The 13,171-nt window shown below is 28.6% G+C and carries 28 protein-coding genes and 1 tRNA gene; all 29 read left to right on the top strand.

What is annotated here, in order from left to right; all coding sequences use genetic code 11:
* Positions 1 to 200 (top strand): hypothetical protein (locus J2S18_RS12520; RefSeq protein ID WP_307487323.1); only part of this gene is annotated, 200 nt, incomplete at its 5' end.
* Positions 201 to 284: 84 nt separating this feature from the next.
* Positions 285 to 461, top strand: a complete 177-nt coding sequence (locus J2S18_RS12515; protein ID WP_307487322.1) for a hypothetical protein — start codon at positions 285 to 287, stop codon at positions 459 to 461.
* Complete coding sequence (locus J2S18_RS12510) at positions 458 to 757, top strand: hypothetical protein (RefSeq protein ID WP_307487321.1); 300 nt, start codon at positions 458 to 460, stop codon at positions 755 to 757. The genes J2S18_RS12515 and J2S18_RS12510 overlap by 4 nt, the downstream gene beginning before the upstream one ends.
* A complete protein-coding gene (locus tag J2S18_RS12505) occupies positions 750 to 947 on the top strand; it encodes a hypothetical protein (protein ID WP_307487320.1) in 198 nt (65 codons plus the stop codon). Before J2S18_RS12510 ends, J2S18_RS12505 begins: the two co-directional genes overlap by 8 nt.
* Positions 941 to 1,333, top strand: coding sequence for a RusA family crossover junction endodeoxyribonuclease (locus J2S18_RS12500; RefSeq protein ID WP_307487319.1), 393 nt, complete (start codon positions 941 to 943; stop codon positions 1,331 to 1,333). Before J2S18_RS12505 ends, J2S18_RS12500 begins: the two co-directional genes overlap by 7 nt.
* The gene (locus J2S18_RS12495; protein ID WP_307487318.1) at positions 1,334 to 1,606 is read left to right on the top strand and encodes a MazG nucleotide pyrophosphohydrolase domain-containing protein; all 273 of its coding nucleotides are present in this window, start codon (positions 1,334 to 1,336) and stop codon (positions 1,604 to 1,606) included.
* A gap of 82 nt (positions 1,607 to 1,688) precedes the next feature.
* The gene (locus J2S18_RS12490) at positions 1,689 to 1,877 is read left to right on the top strand and encodes a hypothetical protein (protein ID WP_307487317.1); all 189 of its coding nucleotides are present in this window, start codon (positions 1,689 to 1,691) and stop codon (positions 1,875 to 1,877) included.
* A gap of 2 nt (positions 1,878 to 1,879) precedes the next feature.
* Positions 1,880 to 2,320, top strand: a complete 441-nt coding sequence (locus J2S18_RS12485; protein ID WP_307487316.1) for a YopX family phage-derived protein — start codon at positions 1,880 to 1,882, stop codon at positions 2,318 to 2,320.
* 4 nt (positions 2,321 to 2,324) lie between these two features.
* Positions 2,325 to 2,507, top strand: a complete 183-nt coding sequence (locus J2S18_RS12480; protein WP_307487315.1) for a hypothetical protein — start codon at positions 2,325 to 2,327, stop codon at positions 2,505 to 2,507.
* 127 nt (positions 2,508 to 2,634) lie between these two features.
* Positions 2,635 to 3,033, top strand: a complete 399-nt coding sequence (locus tag J2S18_RS12475) for a hypothetical protein (RefSeq protein WP_307487314.1) — start codon at positions 2,635 to 2,637, stop codon at positions 3,031 to 3,033.
* A gap of 2 nt (positions 3,034 to 3,035) precedes the next feature.
* Entirely contained in the window at positions 3,036 to 3,233 is a 198-nt protein-coding gene (locus J2S18_RS12470) for a hypothetical protein (RefSeq protein ID WP_307487313.1), read from the top strand.
* Entirely contained in the window at positions 3,234 to 3,440 is a 207-nt protein-coding gene (locus J2S18_RS12465) for a hypothetical protein (RefSeq protein ID WP_307487312.1), read from the top strand.
* Between the two features lie 17 nt (positions 3,441 to 3,457).
* The gene (locus J2S18_RS12460) at positions 3,458 to 3,838 is read left to right on the top strand and encodes a hypothetical protein (RefSeq protein WP_307487311.1); all 381 of its coding nucleotides are present in this window, start codon (positions 3,458 to 3,460) and stop codon (positions 3,836 to 3,838) included.
* A 12-nt stretch (positions 3,839 to 3,850) separates the two neighbouring features.
* Entirely contained in the window at positions 3,851 to 4,048 is a 198-nt protein-coding gene (locus J2S18_RS12455) for a hypothetical protein (RefSeq protein ID WP_307487310.1), read from the top strand.
* 38 nt (positions 4,049 to 4,086) lie between these two features.
* A complete protein-coding gene (locus J2S18_RS12450; RefSeq protein WP_307487309.1) occupies positions 4,087 to 4,641 on the top strand; it encodes a DUF722 domain-containing protein in 555 nt (184 codons plus the stop codon).
* A 213-nt stretch (positions 4,642 to 4,854) separates the two neighbouring features.
* Positions 4,855 to 4,952, top strand: a tRNA-OTHER gene (locus tag J2S18_RS12445).
* Positions 4,953 to 5,108: 156 nt separating this feature from the next.
* Positions 5,109 to 5,315, top strand: coding sequence for a hypothetical protein (locus J2S18_RS12440; RefSeq protein ID WP_307487308.1), 207 nt, complete (start codon positions 5,109 to 5,111; stop codon positions 5,313 to 5,315).
* Positions 5,316 to 5,374: 59 nt separating this feature from the next.
* Entirely contained in the window at positions 5,375 to 5,668 is a 294-nt protein-coding gene (locus tag J2S18_RS12435; RefSeq protein ID WP_307487307.1) for a hypothetical protein, read from the top strand.
* Positions 5,661 to 6,059: a terminase small subunit gene (locus J2S18_RS12430; RefSeq protein WP_307487306.1), complete on the top strand. Its 399-nt coding sequence runs from the start codon at positions 5,661 to 5,663 to the stop codon at positions 6,057 to 6,059. Before J2S18_RS12435 ends, J2S18_RS12430 begins: the two co-directional genes overlap by 8 nt.
* The gene (locus J2S18_RS12425; protein ID WP_370873849.1) at positions 6,049 to 7,284 is read left to right on the top strand and encodes a PBSX family phage terminase large subunit; all 1,236 of its coding nucleotides are present in this window, start codon (positions 6,049 to 6,051) and stop codon (positions 7,282 to 7,284) included. The genes J2S18_RS12430 and J2S18_RS12425 overlap by 11 nt, the downstream gene beginning before the upstream one ends.
* Before the next feature lie 14 nt (positions 7,285 to 7,298).
* The gene (locus J2S18_RS12420; protein ID WP_307487304.1) at positions 7,299 to 8,735 is read left to right on the top strand and encodes a phage portal protein; all 1,437 of its coding nucleotides are present in this window, start codon (positions 7,299 to 7,301) and stop codon (positions 8,733 to 8,735) included.
* On the top strand, positions 8,728 to 9,591 hold the full coding sequence (locus J2S18_RS12415; protein ID WP_307487303.1) for a minor capsid protein: 864 nt from the start codon (positions 8,728 to 8,730) through the stop codon (positions 9,589 to 9,591). Before J2S18_RS12420 ends, J2S18_RS12415 begins: the two co-directional genes overlap by 8 nt.
* Before the next feature lie 111 nt (positions 9,592 to 9,702).
* Positions 9,703 to 10,302: a phage scaffolding protein gene (locus J2S18_RS12410; RefSeq protein WP_307487302.1), complete on the top strand. Its 600-nt coding sequence runs from the start codon at positions 9,703 to 9,705 to the stop codon at positions 10,300 to 10,302.
* 3 nt (positions 10,303 to 10,305) lie between these two features.
* Positions 10,306 to 11,175, top strand: a complete 870-nt coding sequence (locus J2S18_RS12405) for a N4-gp56 family major capsid protein (protein ID WP_307487301.1) — start codon at positions 10,306 to 10,308, stop codon at positions 11,173 to 11,175.
* Positions 11,176 to 11,215: 40 nt separating this feature from the next.
* Positions 11,216 to 11,518, top strand: a complete 303-nt coding sequence (locus J2S18_RS12400) for a phage head-tail connector protein (RefSeq protein WP_307487300.1) — start codon at positions 11,216 to 11,218, stop codon at positions 11,516 to 11,518.
* Between the two features lie 11 nt (positions 11,519 to 11,529).
* Complete coding sequence (locus J2S18_RS12395) at positions 11,530 to 11,841, top strand: head-tail adaptor protein (protein WP_307487299.1); 312 nt, start codon at positions 11,530 to 11,532, stop codon at positions 11,839 to 11,841.
* A complete protein-coding gene (locus tag J2S18_RS12390) occupies positions 11,834 to 12,253 on the top strand; it encodes an HK97 gp10 family phage protein (protein ID WP_307487298.1) in 420 nt (139 codons plus the stop codon). The genes J2S18_RS12395 and J2S18_RS12390 overlap by 8 nt, the downstream gene beginning before the upstream one ends.
* 77 nt (positions 12,254 to 12,330) lie before the next feature.
* Positions 12,331 to 12,630, top strand: coding sequence for a hypothetical protein (locus J2S18_RS12385; protein WP_307487297.1), 300 nt, complete (start codon positions 12,331 to 12,333; stop codon positions 12,628 to 12,630).
* Between the two features lie 2 nt (positions 12,631 to 12,632).
* Entirely contained in the window at positions 12,633 to 13,160 is a 528-nt protein-coding gene (locus J2S18_RS12380; protein ID WP_307487296.1) for a hypothetical protein, read from the top strand.
* Positions 13,161 to 13,171: the final 11 nt, after the last annotated feature.

Genomic DNA, 13,171 nt, shown 5'->3' with positions numbered 1-13,171 from the left:
CAAATATGTTAAATTTTATTGATAACTGCCATGGAAACATAAAAGGAGCTGTAGTATTTCAAAATACAGATGTATATAATTATGCATTTATAGATTATGAATATAAACTAACTAAGCAACAAATTAAATGGTTTGAGAGAAATAAGAAATATCTTTCAGTTGAACAAAAACAAGGATTTAAATTAATGATAAATGAATAAATTTAATTAATTAAATATGAGAGTGATTTCAGGTATTGTTATATCTAATCATTCTCATATGAAAATCAATTGCGAGGTGAAAATGTGAAGAATAAAAGGTGGAAAAGAAAAGCTAAAAGATTAATAGGTAAATCAGATTTGTTTATGTGTGAATGTGAGTTCTGTGAATTATTTAATAAGAAAATAAAATGCTATGGAGCTTGCACAGGACAATATAGAGAAATAGAAAAGCTACTTAAAAATAAGGAAGTGAGGATATGAAATTAAAGATAGGAGATAGAGTAAGGCTAATCCATAGAGATTACCACCATAGAGCTAAAAATTATGATGGAATAGTTAATAAGATATACAAGAACTACATCTTATTGGATTTAGAAAATTATAAAGTATGTGTTAATGTAGCAGACATAATAAAACCAGAACAAAACTTATTGCAAATAAGAGAGAACAAAGAGTTTACTAAAGTAACTAAAGAGATGTTACCAAACAATATGGTTAAAATAGAGCACTTAGAATCTAGTACTGCATTTAGAAAGGAGAAGAAGCACTATGAATAAGCCTATGCAAAAGAATTACGATTTAAGTACACCAAAGGGCAGAGCAAAATATACAGTAGATATGCTTAATTACAGAAAATATATAAAAGTAAAGAAAGCTGAAAGGGATGCAAATTGTGTGCTTGCGGACGGCATGAGAACAAATTTTAAAAGAATTAATGACCCTAAAAGGATGTGGGGTACATGGTAATCATAGAAGGGAAGATAAAAGGTAAAGCAAGACCTAGAGTATTTAATGGACATGCTATTACACCAGCAGATACGGTTCAATACGAAAACTGGGTAAAGATATGCTACAAGGAACAGGATGGAAGATACCTAGAAGGCTCTGTAAAGGCTACTATAACAGCCTACTATAAAATACCTAAGTCTTATACTAAAAAGCGAATACAGAGGATAAGAGAAGGTATAGAGTATCCTTGTAAGAAGCCAGATGTAGATAATATAGCAAAGATTATTTTAGATAGTCTAAATGGAATAGCGTATAAGGACGATAGCCAAATAGTTAATTTAACAGTAATTAAGAAATATACAGATGATATTGAAAGAGTAATGCTGGAATTGGAGGAAATATAAATGAATATAACAATAGAACATAGTGAAGGCGTACAAGAAATATTAAATTACCATGGAGTAGAAGCACAGGAACTTAAAACAATTGAGGAATTAGCAGAATTGCAAAGAGCAATAGCAAGAAAAGACTTAAAAAACATAGAAGAAGAAATAGCAGATGTATTAATTATGATAACACAGTTAATGTTAAGAAAAGATATTAACATTGGCAATATTAAAGAAAGTATGGAGTACAAGATAAATAGAGAGCTAAAAAGGATTAATGCAGTAGGTTAAGCATTATGAAGTTATTAATAATGGTGTGTGGACTAGTAATAGTCTACACATTCACTAAGATTATTTTAAAGGAAAGATAAAAATGATACAAGGACAAATAAGTATATTTGATAAACCCAAAATAAAGTTACTGGAGGATTGGACAAGGCTCCATCCTCTATTAACTAAAAATAGTGTACATGAGGTTTTCTTAGAGAAAGAGGATAGTTATATTGTGTTAATAGATAAAACATTCTATGGAGTTTATAAGAGAGATACAAGAAGGTGTTAAAAATGAGAGAAATTAAGTTTAGAGCTTGGAATAAAGAAAAAAATATAATGGTTTATAAAGATGAGGATATGTCAAGTTGTTACTGGGACGGAGTAGATTGCAGTGACATAGAAATGGTTAATTGCAGACTTATGAATGAAGATTATATTTGGATGCAATACACAGGATTAAAAGATAAGAATAACAAGGGAATATATGAAGGAGATATATTGCGTTGCAAATGTAAGATAAGGGGATATGAGTATTTCAAAAAGGACGAGAAAATATTTGAATATAAAAATAACGTTATAGAATGGTGGCAATCAAGCTGTAATTTGGGTTATAGACTTCGAAATGCTAAAGGTTACACAATGATGATAAAGCCTAGTTGCTTAAAGGTTATGGAAGTAGAAGTAATAGGGAATATATACGAAAATCCAGAGTTGTTAGAAGTGGAGGAATAGAAGAATGGATATAAAATTAAAAGATTTATTAAGTTGTGTTAGTACATTTCAAACTATTTTAATTAAAAACAGAGAAGAAGAGTTTTATCCAACTTATATAGATATACAAAATTATGGAGAATACTATATTAGAGATGTACAAGCTGATGAGGATGTATTAAGAATTTCTATTAATGAGGAAATATAAAAAACTACTGGCTAAACTATGATACGAATTAATTTTGAAAGGATGTGATGTACCCCCATCACACACAATATATAGTTTAGCCAGTTTAATAAGAAAGTAAAAATCTATGTGAGAAAAGAGTGATTATATGGAAATTAGGCTTATTAAAGAAAATAAGACACAGTTAAAACTAGAAATAAAAAGAAATCAGAATATTATAAATCAATTAAAATTTATTGGAGATTTATCAGTTGAAGAGAGCAGTGAATATGCTTATTTCGAGTTTAATGGAGATATAAGAAAAACTCTAAGAATGTTAGGGATTACAGATTTAACAAAGAAAGTTAAAAATAAATTAGAGAGAATGAATTGTCCGCATGAATATAATATTGATGTTAAATGTAAAGGTAAGTGTACTTTTAAACAAATGAAACTATGTTGGCAAGAAGTATATAAAGATTATGAATTACTTGTATCAGAAGAACCTATATATAGATATTGGTTCATGGGTAATACATTTGCTTTTAAAAAAAGAAGGAATGAATAAAAATGAAATTTAGTAAAAAGAGATTTAAAGAAAATGCTCCAAGAAATGTACAAAGATTACTTAAGGAGCATTTAGATATTCTAGATGGAATGGAAGTAGAAATAAGCAATTTTGATAAAAGATATTTTGAAATAAAAGAATATTTTTATAATGGAGAATCTTATAATTTATATCCAATAAAGAAAGAATGGTGTGAGTAAATGAATAAAGAAAAAGTTAAAAAGTTAATTAATAGATATATAGAAGATGATTTTAAAATATTTGATATAGAACTATATAATGGTCCAATTATAGGATTTAATTATAACAATATGCTTTGTAAATTTTTAAATGGCGAACTTCAAATATCAACACCAGGATTATTAATTCAAATTGATTATAGAAATATAAAAAGTATAGCTTTATAAAAATGGTGGTGATAACAATGGATAATGTTCCTAATAGGCTAGAATGTGCATATTGCATAAGACATTATAGACATGGTGGAGAATGTAATGGTAAAACTAATAACTTAGATGAAAAAGGCTGCTTAGTATTTAAACTTGATAAAAAAGGCTGCATAAGAAATAAAGACTTTGTATTAAAAATTCCATTATTTTATGAAGTACCTTTATTAAATACCTGGAACAATGATTGGAAAGTAAATGGAGAAGATACAGAAATAAGAATAACAAAAATATATGGTTTAACCTGGGATAAAGAAAAAGGATATATAAAGCTCCATTGCAACTGTGATTACTATATAAATGAATTTAGTAATACACATAAAGATAATAAAAAGCCAATATTAAAAATAATAAAATAGAGGGTGTTAAAAATGAAATTAAGAAAAGATGATCCTATTTATTATAAAAAGAAAATGAATGAATTAATAAAACAAGCAAAAGAAAATAATGTTGATGTTGTATTTGAAAAAGGATTTTTAAAATTTATAGCTTATGCAGATATGACAAAATTCGGGATAGATGTTGAAGAAGTTATATGTCAAACAAGTATTAATTTAAAGGAGATATAGCATATTGCTGATGTCGGCAAAATGGTAGGAGGTATTTAATGGATAAAGAAACATTTAAGAAAACAGAAGGAAAGTTATATAGATATTTTCAATATAAAAAGAAGATATACTATTTAAAGCAATGGGTAGACAAGTTAAGAAATAGATTAGAAAAAATAGAAAATGATATTAGAAATGCTAACGTAACAATAGACTATTATCAAAATGGAGCAGGAATATCTGAAAGAGTTCAAACATCACCTATTGGTAGCAGTTTTGCAGAAGAACAAATGTGCAAAGAAATAACCAAACTAGAAAAAGAACATTTAATAATTAGTAAGAAGATACTAAGAAATAACCATAAGATAAGAGAACTAGAAGAATATGTAGATAATATGGAAACTAATTTAAACACTCTATGTGAAGAAGATAGAAGATTTATAGAACTAAAGTATGGAGATAATAAAAGCATATTACAAATATCACAGAGTTTAAATATAGCACAAGCAACAGCTTATAGAAAAAGAGAAGATGTAGTAAGAATAGTTGCAGATTTTAAAAATACTTTAATGTTTAAAAACAAGAAAAATGATAAACATTTGATAAACATATGATAAAAAATATGTGAGTTTATATGAGATAATATATATGTGGACAGGGTGAAGATGTTCATTGCGTGAAGCCTCCTTATGTTTTAGATTTAGCAGGGATTAATTTCCCTGCAATATGGAAGGAATAGTATTATAAAGGTGCAATTCCTTTACCTTCCTCTCATAAATTCTCAATACCCTTTTATACCATAGGTAGGATTAAGTTCCTACCATTAAGGAAAGTTACTCAAGCGGTTAAGAGAACTGTTTATTTATTATCCAGTAGTGTTAATAGATAGCATTTAACAAGAGTTCAAATCTCTTACTTTCCACCATTAAATAAAGACTACTGATAGGGATTACAAGTGCTATTAGTAAGTTTACTAAAGAATCTAGTTTAGGCTAGGTTCTTTTTATTTAAAAATATTTATATGGAATAAAAAGGAAATAAAGCTTCTTTGTAGAATAATATTATAAAGGGGGTGAGAGGTATGGATATAATTAAATTTGATGTTATATCTAAAGATATGGCTGAAATAGTTGTAAATATTAATAGCAAAGAGTTTATTGGAATTTACAAAATATTAAATAATGATGTGAATATTGAAGGGTATGAATTATCTCAAGATAATAAACTTATCCTAGTGGAAATGTGTAAAGAAAAATTTAGAAAATACGAAAACAATATTACAAACTAATACAATTAGAACTCTCATATGAGGGTTCTTTTATTTTTTCATAGAAACAAGGTGAAATAATGAATATACAAGGTAAAATAAATAAGTTAATAAAAGGATTAAATATTTATGGATATATATACTTAGTGAATAGAGAACAATTTGTAAGTAAAAATACAGGAAATGTATGTACTGTATATAAGTTATTTCACTTAATGGATGTTGAAGATTATAACAATATGTATCCAGATGATAAGAAAGATCCTAATAAGTATTCTAAAGTTAAAGTAGAAATATTAAGTACATTTAAACAACAAGAAATACTTTTAAAATTAGTTGAGATATATAAAGAAGTAGGTGGAGCAGATGGATAGAAAGCTTACACCAAAACAGAAGGCATTTGCAGATTATTATATTGAGCTAGGCAATGCTACAGAAGCAGCAAGAAGAGCAGGATATAGTAATAAGACGGCAGCAGTAATAGGAACAGAAAACCTAATAAAACCTAATATAAAACAATATATAGATAAACGCTTAAAAAAGATAGAAGATGAAAGAATAGCAAAAGGTGAAGAAGTTCTTCAATATCTCACAAAGGTTATGAGGGGAGAAGAAAAGGACCAATTCGGATTAGATGCATCACTTCAAGATAGAACTAAAGCAGCAGAGCTATTAGGTAAAAGATATAGGTTATTTGTTGACAAGATAGAAGCTAATGTAGATGCAAATATTATATTCGAGGGAGAAAATGAACTTGAAGATTAATATTGCTAAGAAGATTGGAAAAGGATATAAAACATTTTGGAATTTCAAAGGAAGATATAGAGTTGTTAAAGGTGGTAGGGGGAGTAAGAAGTCAACTACTACTGCACAATGGATAATCTATAATATGATGAAGTATTCAAAGGCTAATACATTAGTTATAAGAAGAGTGTTTAATACTCATAAAGATTCAACTTATACTCAACTTAAATGGGCGGCTAATAACCTAGGAGTATCTCATTTATGGCATTTTAGTAAATCACCTTTGGAAGCTACATACATTTCAACAGGACAGAAAATATTATTTAGAGGATTAGATGATCCTATGAGTATAACTTCTATTACTGTAGAACATGGTTTTTTATGTTGGTGTTGGTTTGAAGAAGCATTCCAAGTAATGAATGAAGATGATTTTAACAAAGTAGATATGTCAATAAGGGGTGAGTTACCAATGGGATATTTTAAACAAATAACTTTAAGCTTCAATCCTTGGAGTGAAAAGCACTGGTTAAAGAAAAGGTTCTTTGATAAAAAGGATGATAATGTTTTAGCAATAACCACAAATTATAAATGTAATGAGTTCTTAGGTGAAGATGATAGAAACATATTTGAAAGTATGGAAAAGAATAATCCAAGAAGATATAAAATAGAAGGTCTTGGAGAATGGGGAATAGCAGAAGGCTTAGTATATGAAAACTTTACTGAACTTGAATTTGATTTAAAAGAAATAAATAAGAGAAAAGGTATTATTAGTGTCTTTGGTTTAGACTTTGGATACACTAATGATCCTACAGCTTTTATATGCTGCTTAGTTGATGAAAAGACTAAGGAGCTTTTTATTTTTGATGAACATTATCAAAAAGCTATGAGTAATACTGATATAGTTAATATGATTAAATATAAAGGATATTCGAAAGAAAGAATTATAGCAGATAGTGCAGAGCCTAAGAGTATTGATGATATTAGAAAGCAAGGAATAAGAAGAATTAAAGCAGCACAAAAAGGTAAAGATAGTATATTAAATGGAATACAAAATATACAAGATTATAAAATATATGTTCATCCTAAATGTGAAAATACATTAGTAGAATTAAATAACTATGTATGGGATACAAAGGAAGGACAAGTTATAAATAAACCTATAGATGATTATAATCATCTTATGGATGCATTAAGATATGCTATGGAACAAACAAAGAAAAAAGGCGGAATAAGAGTACTTAAATAGAAAGGAGGAATAATATGTTTGGATTAGGACAACCTGCACCAGCGGGTGGGATTATGAGTACAACACAATGGTTAAATGAAGAAATACAAGAGTTCTTAAGTTCACCTTCAAGACAACTAATGCTTACAGGAGAACAGTATTATCAAGTTAACAATGATATATTTCAAAGGAAGATTACTAGACCTACATCAAATGGTGGAACAGAAGAACTAAAGTATAAAGCTAATAATAAACTAGCGCACGCTTTTTATAAGAATCTAGTTGATGAAAAAGTAAATTACTTATTAGGAAAAGACTATACTTTAAAATCTGATAATGAGGAATACCTTAACAAGATAAATTGGACTTTAGGAGATGACTTCTTAGATATATTTAATGAGTTAGGATATGAATCTAGTAACAAAGGAATAGGTTGGTTACATATATTCTTAGATGAAGAAGGTAAGTTCGATACCATGGTTATTCCTAGTGAACAGATAATACCTATATGGGTAGATAGAAGGCATAAGGCTTTAGATAGATTAATAAGACTTTATGATGTTATAGTTTATGAAGGAACTAATAAGAAAACAGTAACTAAAGTTGAACTTTGGTATAAAGATAAAGTTGAATACTATGTTAAAGATGGAGATAATATAATCTTAGACAGTGAGAAATATCTTAATGTAGATGGCAATATAGGACATTATTTAAAAGATGGTGCATGGGCTGTATGGGGCAAGATACCATTTATACCTTTTAAAAATAATAGAATAGAAATGCCGGATATAAAGTTTATTAAATCTCTTATAGATAATTATGATTTAAGTAGAAGTGATGTAGCAAACTTTATTGAAGAAGTTAAAAATCTAATCTATGTATTAAAAGGATATGGTGGAGAAGATTTAGGCGAGTTTATGGATAACCTAAATTATTATAGAGCAATTATTATTGATGATGTAGAGCAAGGCGGAGTTGATACATTAAACCCCACTATTGACGTAGAAGCTGTTAAAGTTCATTATGAACAATTAAAACGTGATATTAATGAGTGTGGCCAAGGAGTAAATAAAGACCTAGATAAGTTTGGCAGTTCTCCAAGTGGTATAGCCCTTAAATTCTTATATAGTGGAATAGATTTAAAATGTAACTCTTTAGAAGTTTTATTTAAGAAAGCTTTTAAAGAGTTATTATATTTTATAAATATATATTTATCTGAATCTAACCAAGGAACATACAAAGATGTACCAGTAGAAATTATATTCAATAAGAATATTAAGATTAATGAGAGTGAAACTATTACTAATTGTGTTAATAGTAAAGGAATAATTAGTAATAAAACTATAATGGCTAATCATCCTTGGGTTAAGGATCCAGTAGAAGAACAGGAGCAACTTGATAAAGAAAAAGAAGAGTTTGGAGAAACCTTTGATAAAATACCTTTACCAAAAGAAGGTGGGGCAAATGAATAAGAACTCTGAATACTGGGAGAATAGAGTTGCTAAAAAGACTTGGAATATATATAACAGTTTAGAGGAAAAGAATAGAGCATTATTAGAAATGTATCAAGAAGCAAGTACAAATATCAGTGATGAATTATACAGATTAGGTGAAAAGATGGAAACATCAAGTATAAGTTTATCTGATGCACATAGATATAATAGACTTAGTAAGCTACAAGATAATATTAATCTTATAATAAAGCAACTTGGCACAGATACAGAGAACTTTGGCAAGAAAAATATGTATGAAGGTTTTAATCTTAATTATAAAGCTACTATGGAAGAACTAGGACAGATAGATTTTGCTATGCCTAATAAAAAGTTAATGGAAGAAATGCTTAACAAACCATGGTTAGGTAGTAATTTCTCTGAAAGACTTTGGAAGAATACTAAGACATTAGCTATAAATCTAAACGATATTCTAACTACTGGACTTACACAAGGAAAAACAGTTACAGAAATGGCTATACAGCTTAATAATAGAATGAATGAGGGTTTTAATGTAGCACATAGGCTAGTAAGAACTGAAACAATGCACTATTTAAATGAGAGCAGTATACAAGCTTATACAGATAGTGGATGTGATAAGGTTCAATATTGGGCGGCAGAAGATGAAAGGACTTGTCCTAGATGTGGAATAAAACATGGTAATATATATAGTCTTAAAGATAGACCAGTGTTACCACTTCATGCTAATTGTAGATGTACCTATTTACCAATTATAGATGAAGAAGATGCTAAGAAAGACCATGATAAAGCTAAAGAAGATATAAACAAAACTTTTAAAGACAAAAAGGAAAAGAAGGAAGTAATAATAAGTAATTAAAAGTCTTAGAAATAAGGCTTTTTAATTTTGCCTTTAAATATCCAGGCGTAAAAGAAGATATTAATCAGTGGAGCAACTCACGTAAAAGGCGTAGATTAGGAGTGATTAAATATGAAAAGAAAGTTTTTAGAAGATTTAGGCTTAGAAAAAGAAGTTATTGATAAGATTATGGCTGAAAATGGTTCAGACATTGAAGCAGAGAAAGCTAAGACAGTAGAAGCTACTACTAAGCTAGAAAGTGCTAATAGTCAACTAAAAGAAGCTAATAATACTATCACTAATTTAAAGAAAAATAATTCTAATAATGAAGAACTTCAAACAAAAGTAAAAGAGTATGAAAATACTATTAAGACACAAAAGACAGAATATGAAACTAAGGTAAGAAATTTAACTTTAGATAGTGCTATAAATAGTGCATTAACTAAAGCTAAAGCAAAACATTCTGATTTGCTAGCATCTAAAATTAATAGAGATAAGTTAGTAATAAATGAAGATGGAACAGTAACAGGATTAGATGAACAGCTTAAAGGCTTTAAAGATACTTACAAAGATATGTTTGAAGTTTCTTTAGGAGGTAAGACTCCACCTAATCCAGATGGTAAACCAACAACAATTACAAAAGAACAATTTAATAAAATGGGTTACCTTGAAAGAGTTAAATTAAATCAAGATAATCCAGAATTATATAATTCATTAAAAGGAGAGATGTAAACTATGGCAACAGGAACAACAAAATTAGAAAATTTAATTGACCCACAAGTAATGGCAGACATGATTGATGGTCAAATAGGTAAAAAGATAGTAGTAACACCATTTGCTAAGATTGATACTACTTTACAAGGAAAACCAGGAGATACTATAACAGTACCAGCTTATGCATACATTGGAGATGCAGAAGATGTTGCAGAAGGTGTAGAAGCAGGAACAACAGTATTAACTGCATCAACTACAAAAGCAAAGGTAAAAAAAGCAATGAAAGCAGTAGAAATAACAGATGAAGCTTTATTAAGTGGATATGGTGATCCACTTGGACAAGCAACAGGACAATTATCTAAGTCATTAGCTTCTAAAGTTGATAATGATTGTATGAGTGCTTTACTAGGTGTTAAGACATTAGTATATGATGGTTCAGCTTCTAAGATTTCATATAATGGAATTGTAGATGCAATAGATTTATTTGATGAAGAAGTTTCAAGTAAAAAGGTTATGTTTGTAAATCCAAAACAAATTACAACTTTAAGAAAAGATCCTGATTTTATAGATGTTAATAAATATGGCAACAAAGTAATGATGACAGGTGAAATTGGTTCTATAGCTGGTGCAAGTGTAGTACCTAGTAAAAAAGTAGTTTTAGATTCAACAAGTGCTTTTTATTCTTGCCCTATTGTAGTTTTAGAAGAAAATTCAGAAGCAAATATACAAAATCAAGAAGTACCAGCTTTAACTATTTATTTAAAAAGAAATGTAAACTTAGAAAAAGAAAGAAACACATTAGGAAGAAAAACTATCCTTTCAGTTGATGAATTTTATACAGCAGTAGTTTCAAATCCTAGCAAAGTTGTTTTAGCTAAATTCAAGAAATAGAGTAGATATTTAGTCTACTCTTATTTTTATAGGTGATATTATGGATAATAAAAAGATATTAGAAAAAATAAAGAGAAGAAGCAATTCAGCAACTAATCAATCTAATGAATTAATCAATGATCTTATAGAAGAAACAGAGAATGATTTATTAGGATATACAAACTTAAATGAATTACCAGCAGGACTTGAAGGATCTTTGATAGAGTTAGTAATTATTAAATGTAATAGACTTGGTACAGAAGGAATAAGTTCAGAAGGCTTTAGTGGTGTATCTACAAGTTATTTAGATGATATTCCAAAGGATATTAAAAGAAAGTTAAATCGTTATAGAAAGCTTCCTTAAGAGGTGATGATATGAGTATAAATTCAGAAATGAGAAAACTTATATTACAGGAAAATAAAGAAATTATAAAACCTTCTGGAGCTAGAAAAAAGGATTGGATAGATTTAAAAGAGCCTATTTTAATAGCAATCTATGAAACTGATAATAGAGTTAATACAAGTAATGCCATATATAATTCTAGTACTCATATAGGATTAACTTTTGATAAGAGTGTTACTTCTAAAAATAGGTTAAAAGATGGAGATAAGATTTACAACATAACTGGAACAAATCCACAAGGAAGATTAAATCAGGTCTTTTTGAAGGTGATAGAAAATGTCTAATAACGAAGAGTTTAAAAATAGTTGTAAAGAAGCAAAAGCTAAAATGAATATGCAACTAAGAAAAAACATTAATAAATGTTGCTTACTTATTAAAAGAGAAGCTGTTAAAAACTGCCCAGTAGATATGGGGATATTAAGAGCTAGTATATTTTTTAGAACAGTTCATAATATGAATTCAGTAAATGGTTATATAGCAAGTAGCTTAGAATATGCTCCATATGTGCATCAAGGTACTGGAATATATGCAGTAAACGGAGATGGAAGAAAAACACCATGGAGGTATGAAGCTAAGGCAGGTAAGTATAAAGGTTGGCATACAACCAAAGGGCAAAAGCCTAATCCTTTTTTAGAAAAAGCAAAGACTGATAATATAGCTAGAATAGAGCTCATGTTAAGGGAGGGATTGAGATAGAAAATACAATTATTGAGTATTTAAATACTAATAAAGAGTTAATAGAATTAGTTGGTGAGAATCGGTTTTTTCCATTAATGACTACAGATATTTCTAAGCCTTCCTTAGTATATTCATATGCACCTATATTTAAAGATTATGTGAGTCAAACTCAATTGCAGATTAATATAATATGGAATGATTATGACGAAGTTAAGGTAATTGAAAAGTGTTTAGAAGACATTTTTAATAGTAATGTCAGTGATAGCAAGTTTAAAACATATAAATATATAACCTTTAAAGCAACTAGAAGTGGTGGAGGAACGCTATTTAGAGAAGATTTACAAATGTTTGAGAATAGCGTTATTTTTATTATTAAATACAAAGGAGATAGATAATTATGGCAGAAGCAAATAAAGATGAAATTATGCTAGGAGCAGGAGAAGTTTTTATGTACGAATTTACAGGTACAGAAATACCGGATCATGCAACTATAGAAACAGATGAACATAACGTAGGACATTGTAGTGGAGGTTTTAAGATTGATTATAAACCTAAAAAATATGATGTTGATAATCAATATGGTAAAACAGTTAAATCTTTTATAACTAAAGAAGATATAACAGCAAAGACAGGAATTATATCATGGGATTTAGATAAATTAGCATTATTATCTACAGCTAAATTGACAGAAGATAGTTCAAAGAAAACCAGGACTTTAACATTCGGTGGTGGTGGATCATTGAAAAATGTACTTATTAGGTTTGTACATGAAGAAGAAGGAAAGCATTTAAGATTCACTATGATTGGTCAAGGCGGGAATGGCTTTGGATTAGATTTTGGAGAAAAAGAAACAACAATTAATGCAGAAATTCAAGCAATTGAAAAGATTAAAGGCTTTTTAGCAGCGTTTGAACAAGAAATATAAGAAATAGGAGA

Origin of the sequence: Eubacterium multiforme (genome assembly GCF_030813415.1) — a bacterium.
GTDB classification, from domain to species: domain Bacteria; phylum Bacillota; class Clostridia; order Clostridiales; family Clostridiaceae; genus Clostridium; species Clostridium multiforme.
This window is presented reverse-complemented; position numbering and strand designations above follow the sequence as displayed.

Bases quoted from the DNA above. Each gene is read 5' to 3' on its own strand.
- J2S18_RS12510 (WP_307487321.1), top strand. From the start codon at position 458: ATGAAATTAAAGATAGGAGATAGAGTAAGGCTAATCCATAGAGATTAC.
- J2S18_RS12505 (WP_307487320.1), top strand. From the start codon at position 750: ATGAATAAGCCTATGCAAAAGAATTACGATTTAAGTACACCAAAGGGC.
- J2S18_RS12500 (WP_307487319.1), top strand. From the start codon at position 941: ATGGTAATCATAGAAGGGAAGATAAAAGGTAAAGCAAGACCTAGAGTA.
- J2S18_RS12495 (WP_307487318.1), top strand. From the start codon at position 1,334: ATGAATATAACAATAGAACATAGTGAAGGCGTACAAGAAATATTAAAT.
- J2S18_RS12490 (WP_307487317.1), top strand. From the start codon at position 1,689: ATGATACAAGGACAAATAAGTATATTTGATAAACCCAAAATAAAGTTA.
- J2S18_RS12485 (WP_307487316.1), top strand. From the start codon at position 1,880: ATGAGAGAAATTAAGTTTAGAGCTTGGAATAAAGAAAAAAATATAATG.
- J2S18_RS12480 (WP_307487315.1), top strand. From the start codon at position 2,325: ATGGATATAAAATTAAAAGATTTATTAAGTTGTGTTAGTACATTTCAA.
- J2S18_RS12475 (WP_307487314.1), top strand. From the start codon at position 2,635: ATGGAAATTAGGCTTATTAAAGAAAATAAGACACAGTTAAAACTAGAA.
- J2S18_RS12470 (WP_307487313.1), top strand. From the start codon at position 3,036: ATGAAATTTAGTAAAAAGAGATTTAAAGAAAATGCTCCAAGAAATGTA.
- J2S18_RS12465 (WP_307487312.1), top strand. From the start codon at position 3,234: ATGAATAAAGAAAAAGTTAAAAAGTTAATTAATAGATATATAGAAGAT.
- J2S18_RS12460 (WP_307487311.1), top strand. From the start codon at position 3,458: ATGGATAATGTTCCTAATAGGCTAGAATGTGCATATTGCATAAGACAT.
- J2S18_RS12455 (WP_307487310.1), top strand. From the start codon at position 3,851: ATGAAATTAAGAAAAGATGATCCTATTTATTATAAAAAGAAAATGAAT.
- J2S18_RS12450 (WP_307487309.1), top strand. From the start codon at position 4,087: ATGGATAAAGAAACATTTAAGAAAACAGAAGGAAAGTTATATAGATAT.
- J2S18_RS12440 (WP_307487308.1), top strand. From the start codon at position 5,109: ATGGATATAATTAAATTTGATGTTATATCTAAAGATATGGCTGAAATA.
- J2S18_RS12435 (WP_307487307.1), top strand. From the start codon at position 5,375: ATGAATATACAAGGTAAAATAAATAAGTTAATAAAAGGATTAAATATT.
- J2S18_RS12430 (WP_307487306.1), top strand. From the start codon at position 5,661: ATGGATAGAAAGCTTACACCAAAACAGAAGGCATTTGCAGATTATTAT.
- J2S18_RS12420 (WP_307487304.1), top strand. From the start codon at position 7,299: ATGTTTGGATTAGGACAACCTGCACCAGCGGGTGGGATTATGAGTACA.
- J2S18_RS12415 (WP_307487303.1), top strand. From the start codon at position 8,728: ATGAATAAGAACTCTGAATACTGGGAGAATAGAGTTGCTAAAAAGACT.
- J2S18_RS12410 (WP_307487302.1), top strand. From the start codon at position 9,703: ATGAAAAGAAAGTTTTTAGAAGATTTAGGCTTAGAAAAAGAAGTTATT.
- J2S18_RS12405 (WP_307487301.1), top strand. From the start codon at position 10,306: ATGGCAACAGGAACAACAAAATTAGAAAATTTAATTGACCCACAAGTA.
- J2S18_RS12400 (WP_307487300.1), top strand. From the start codon at position 11,216: ATGGATAATAAAAAGATATTAGAAAAAATAAAGAGAAGAAGCAATTCA.
- J2S18_RS12395 (WP_307487299.1), top strand. From the start codon at position 11,530: ATGAGTATAAATTCAGAAATGAGAAAACTTATATTACAGGAAAATAAA.
- J2S18_RS12390 (WP_307487298.1), top strand. From the start codon at position 11,834: ATGTCTAATAACGAAGAGTTTAAAAATAGTTGTAAAGAAGCAAAAGCT.
- J2S18_RS12385 (WP_307487297.1), top strand. From the start codon at position 12,331: ATGACTACAGATATTTCTAAGCCTTCCTTAGTATATTCATATGCACCT.
- J2S18_RS12380 (WP_307487296.1), top strand. From the start codon at position 12,633: ATGGCAGAAGCAAATAAAGATGAAATTATGCTAGGAGCAGGAGAAGTT.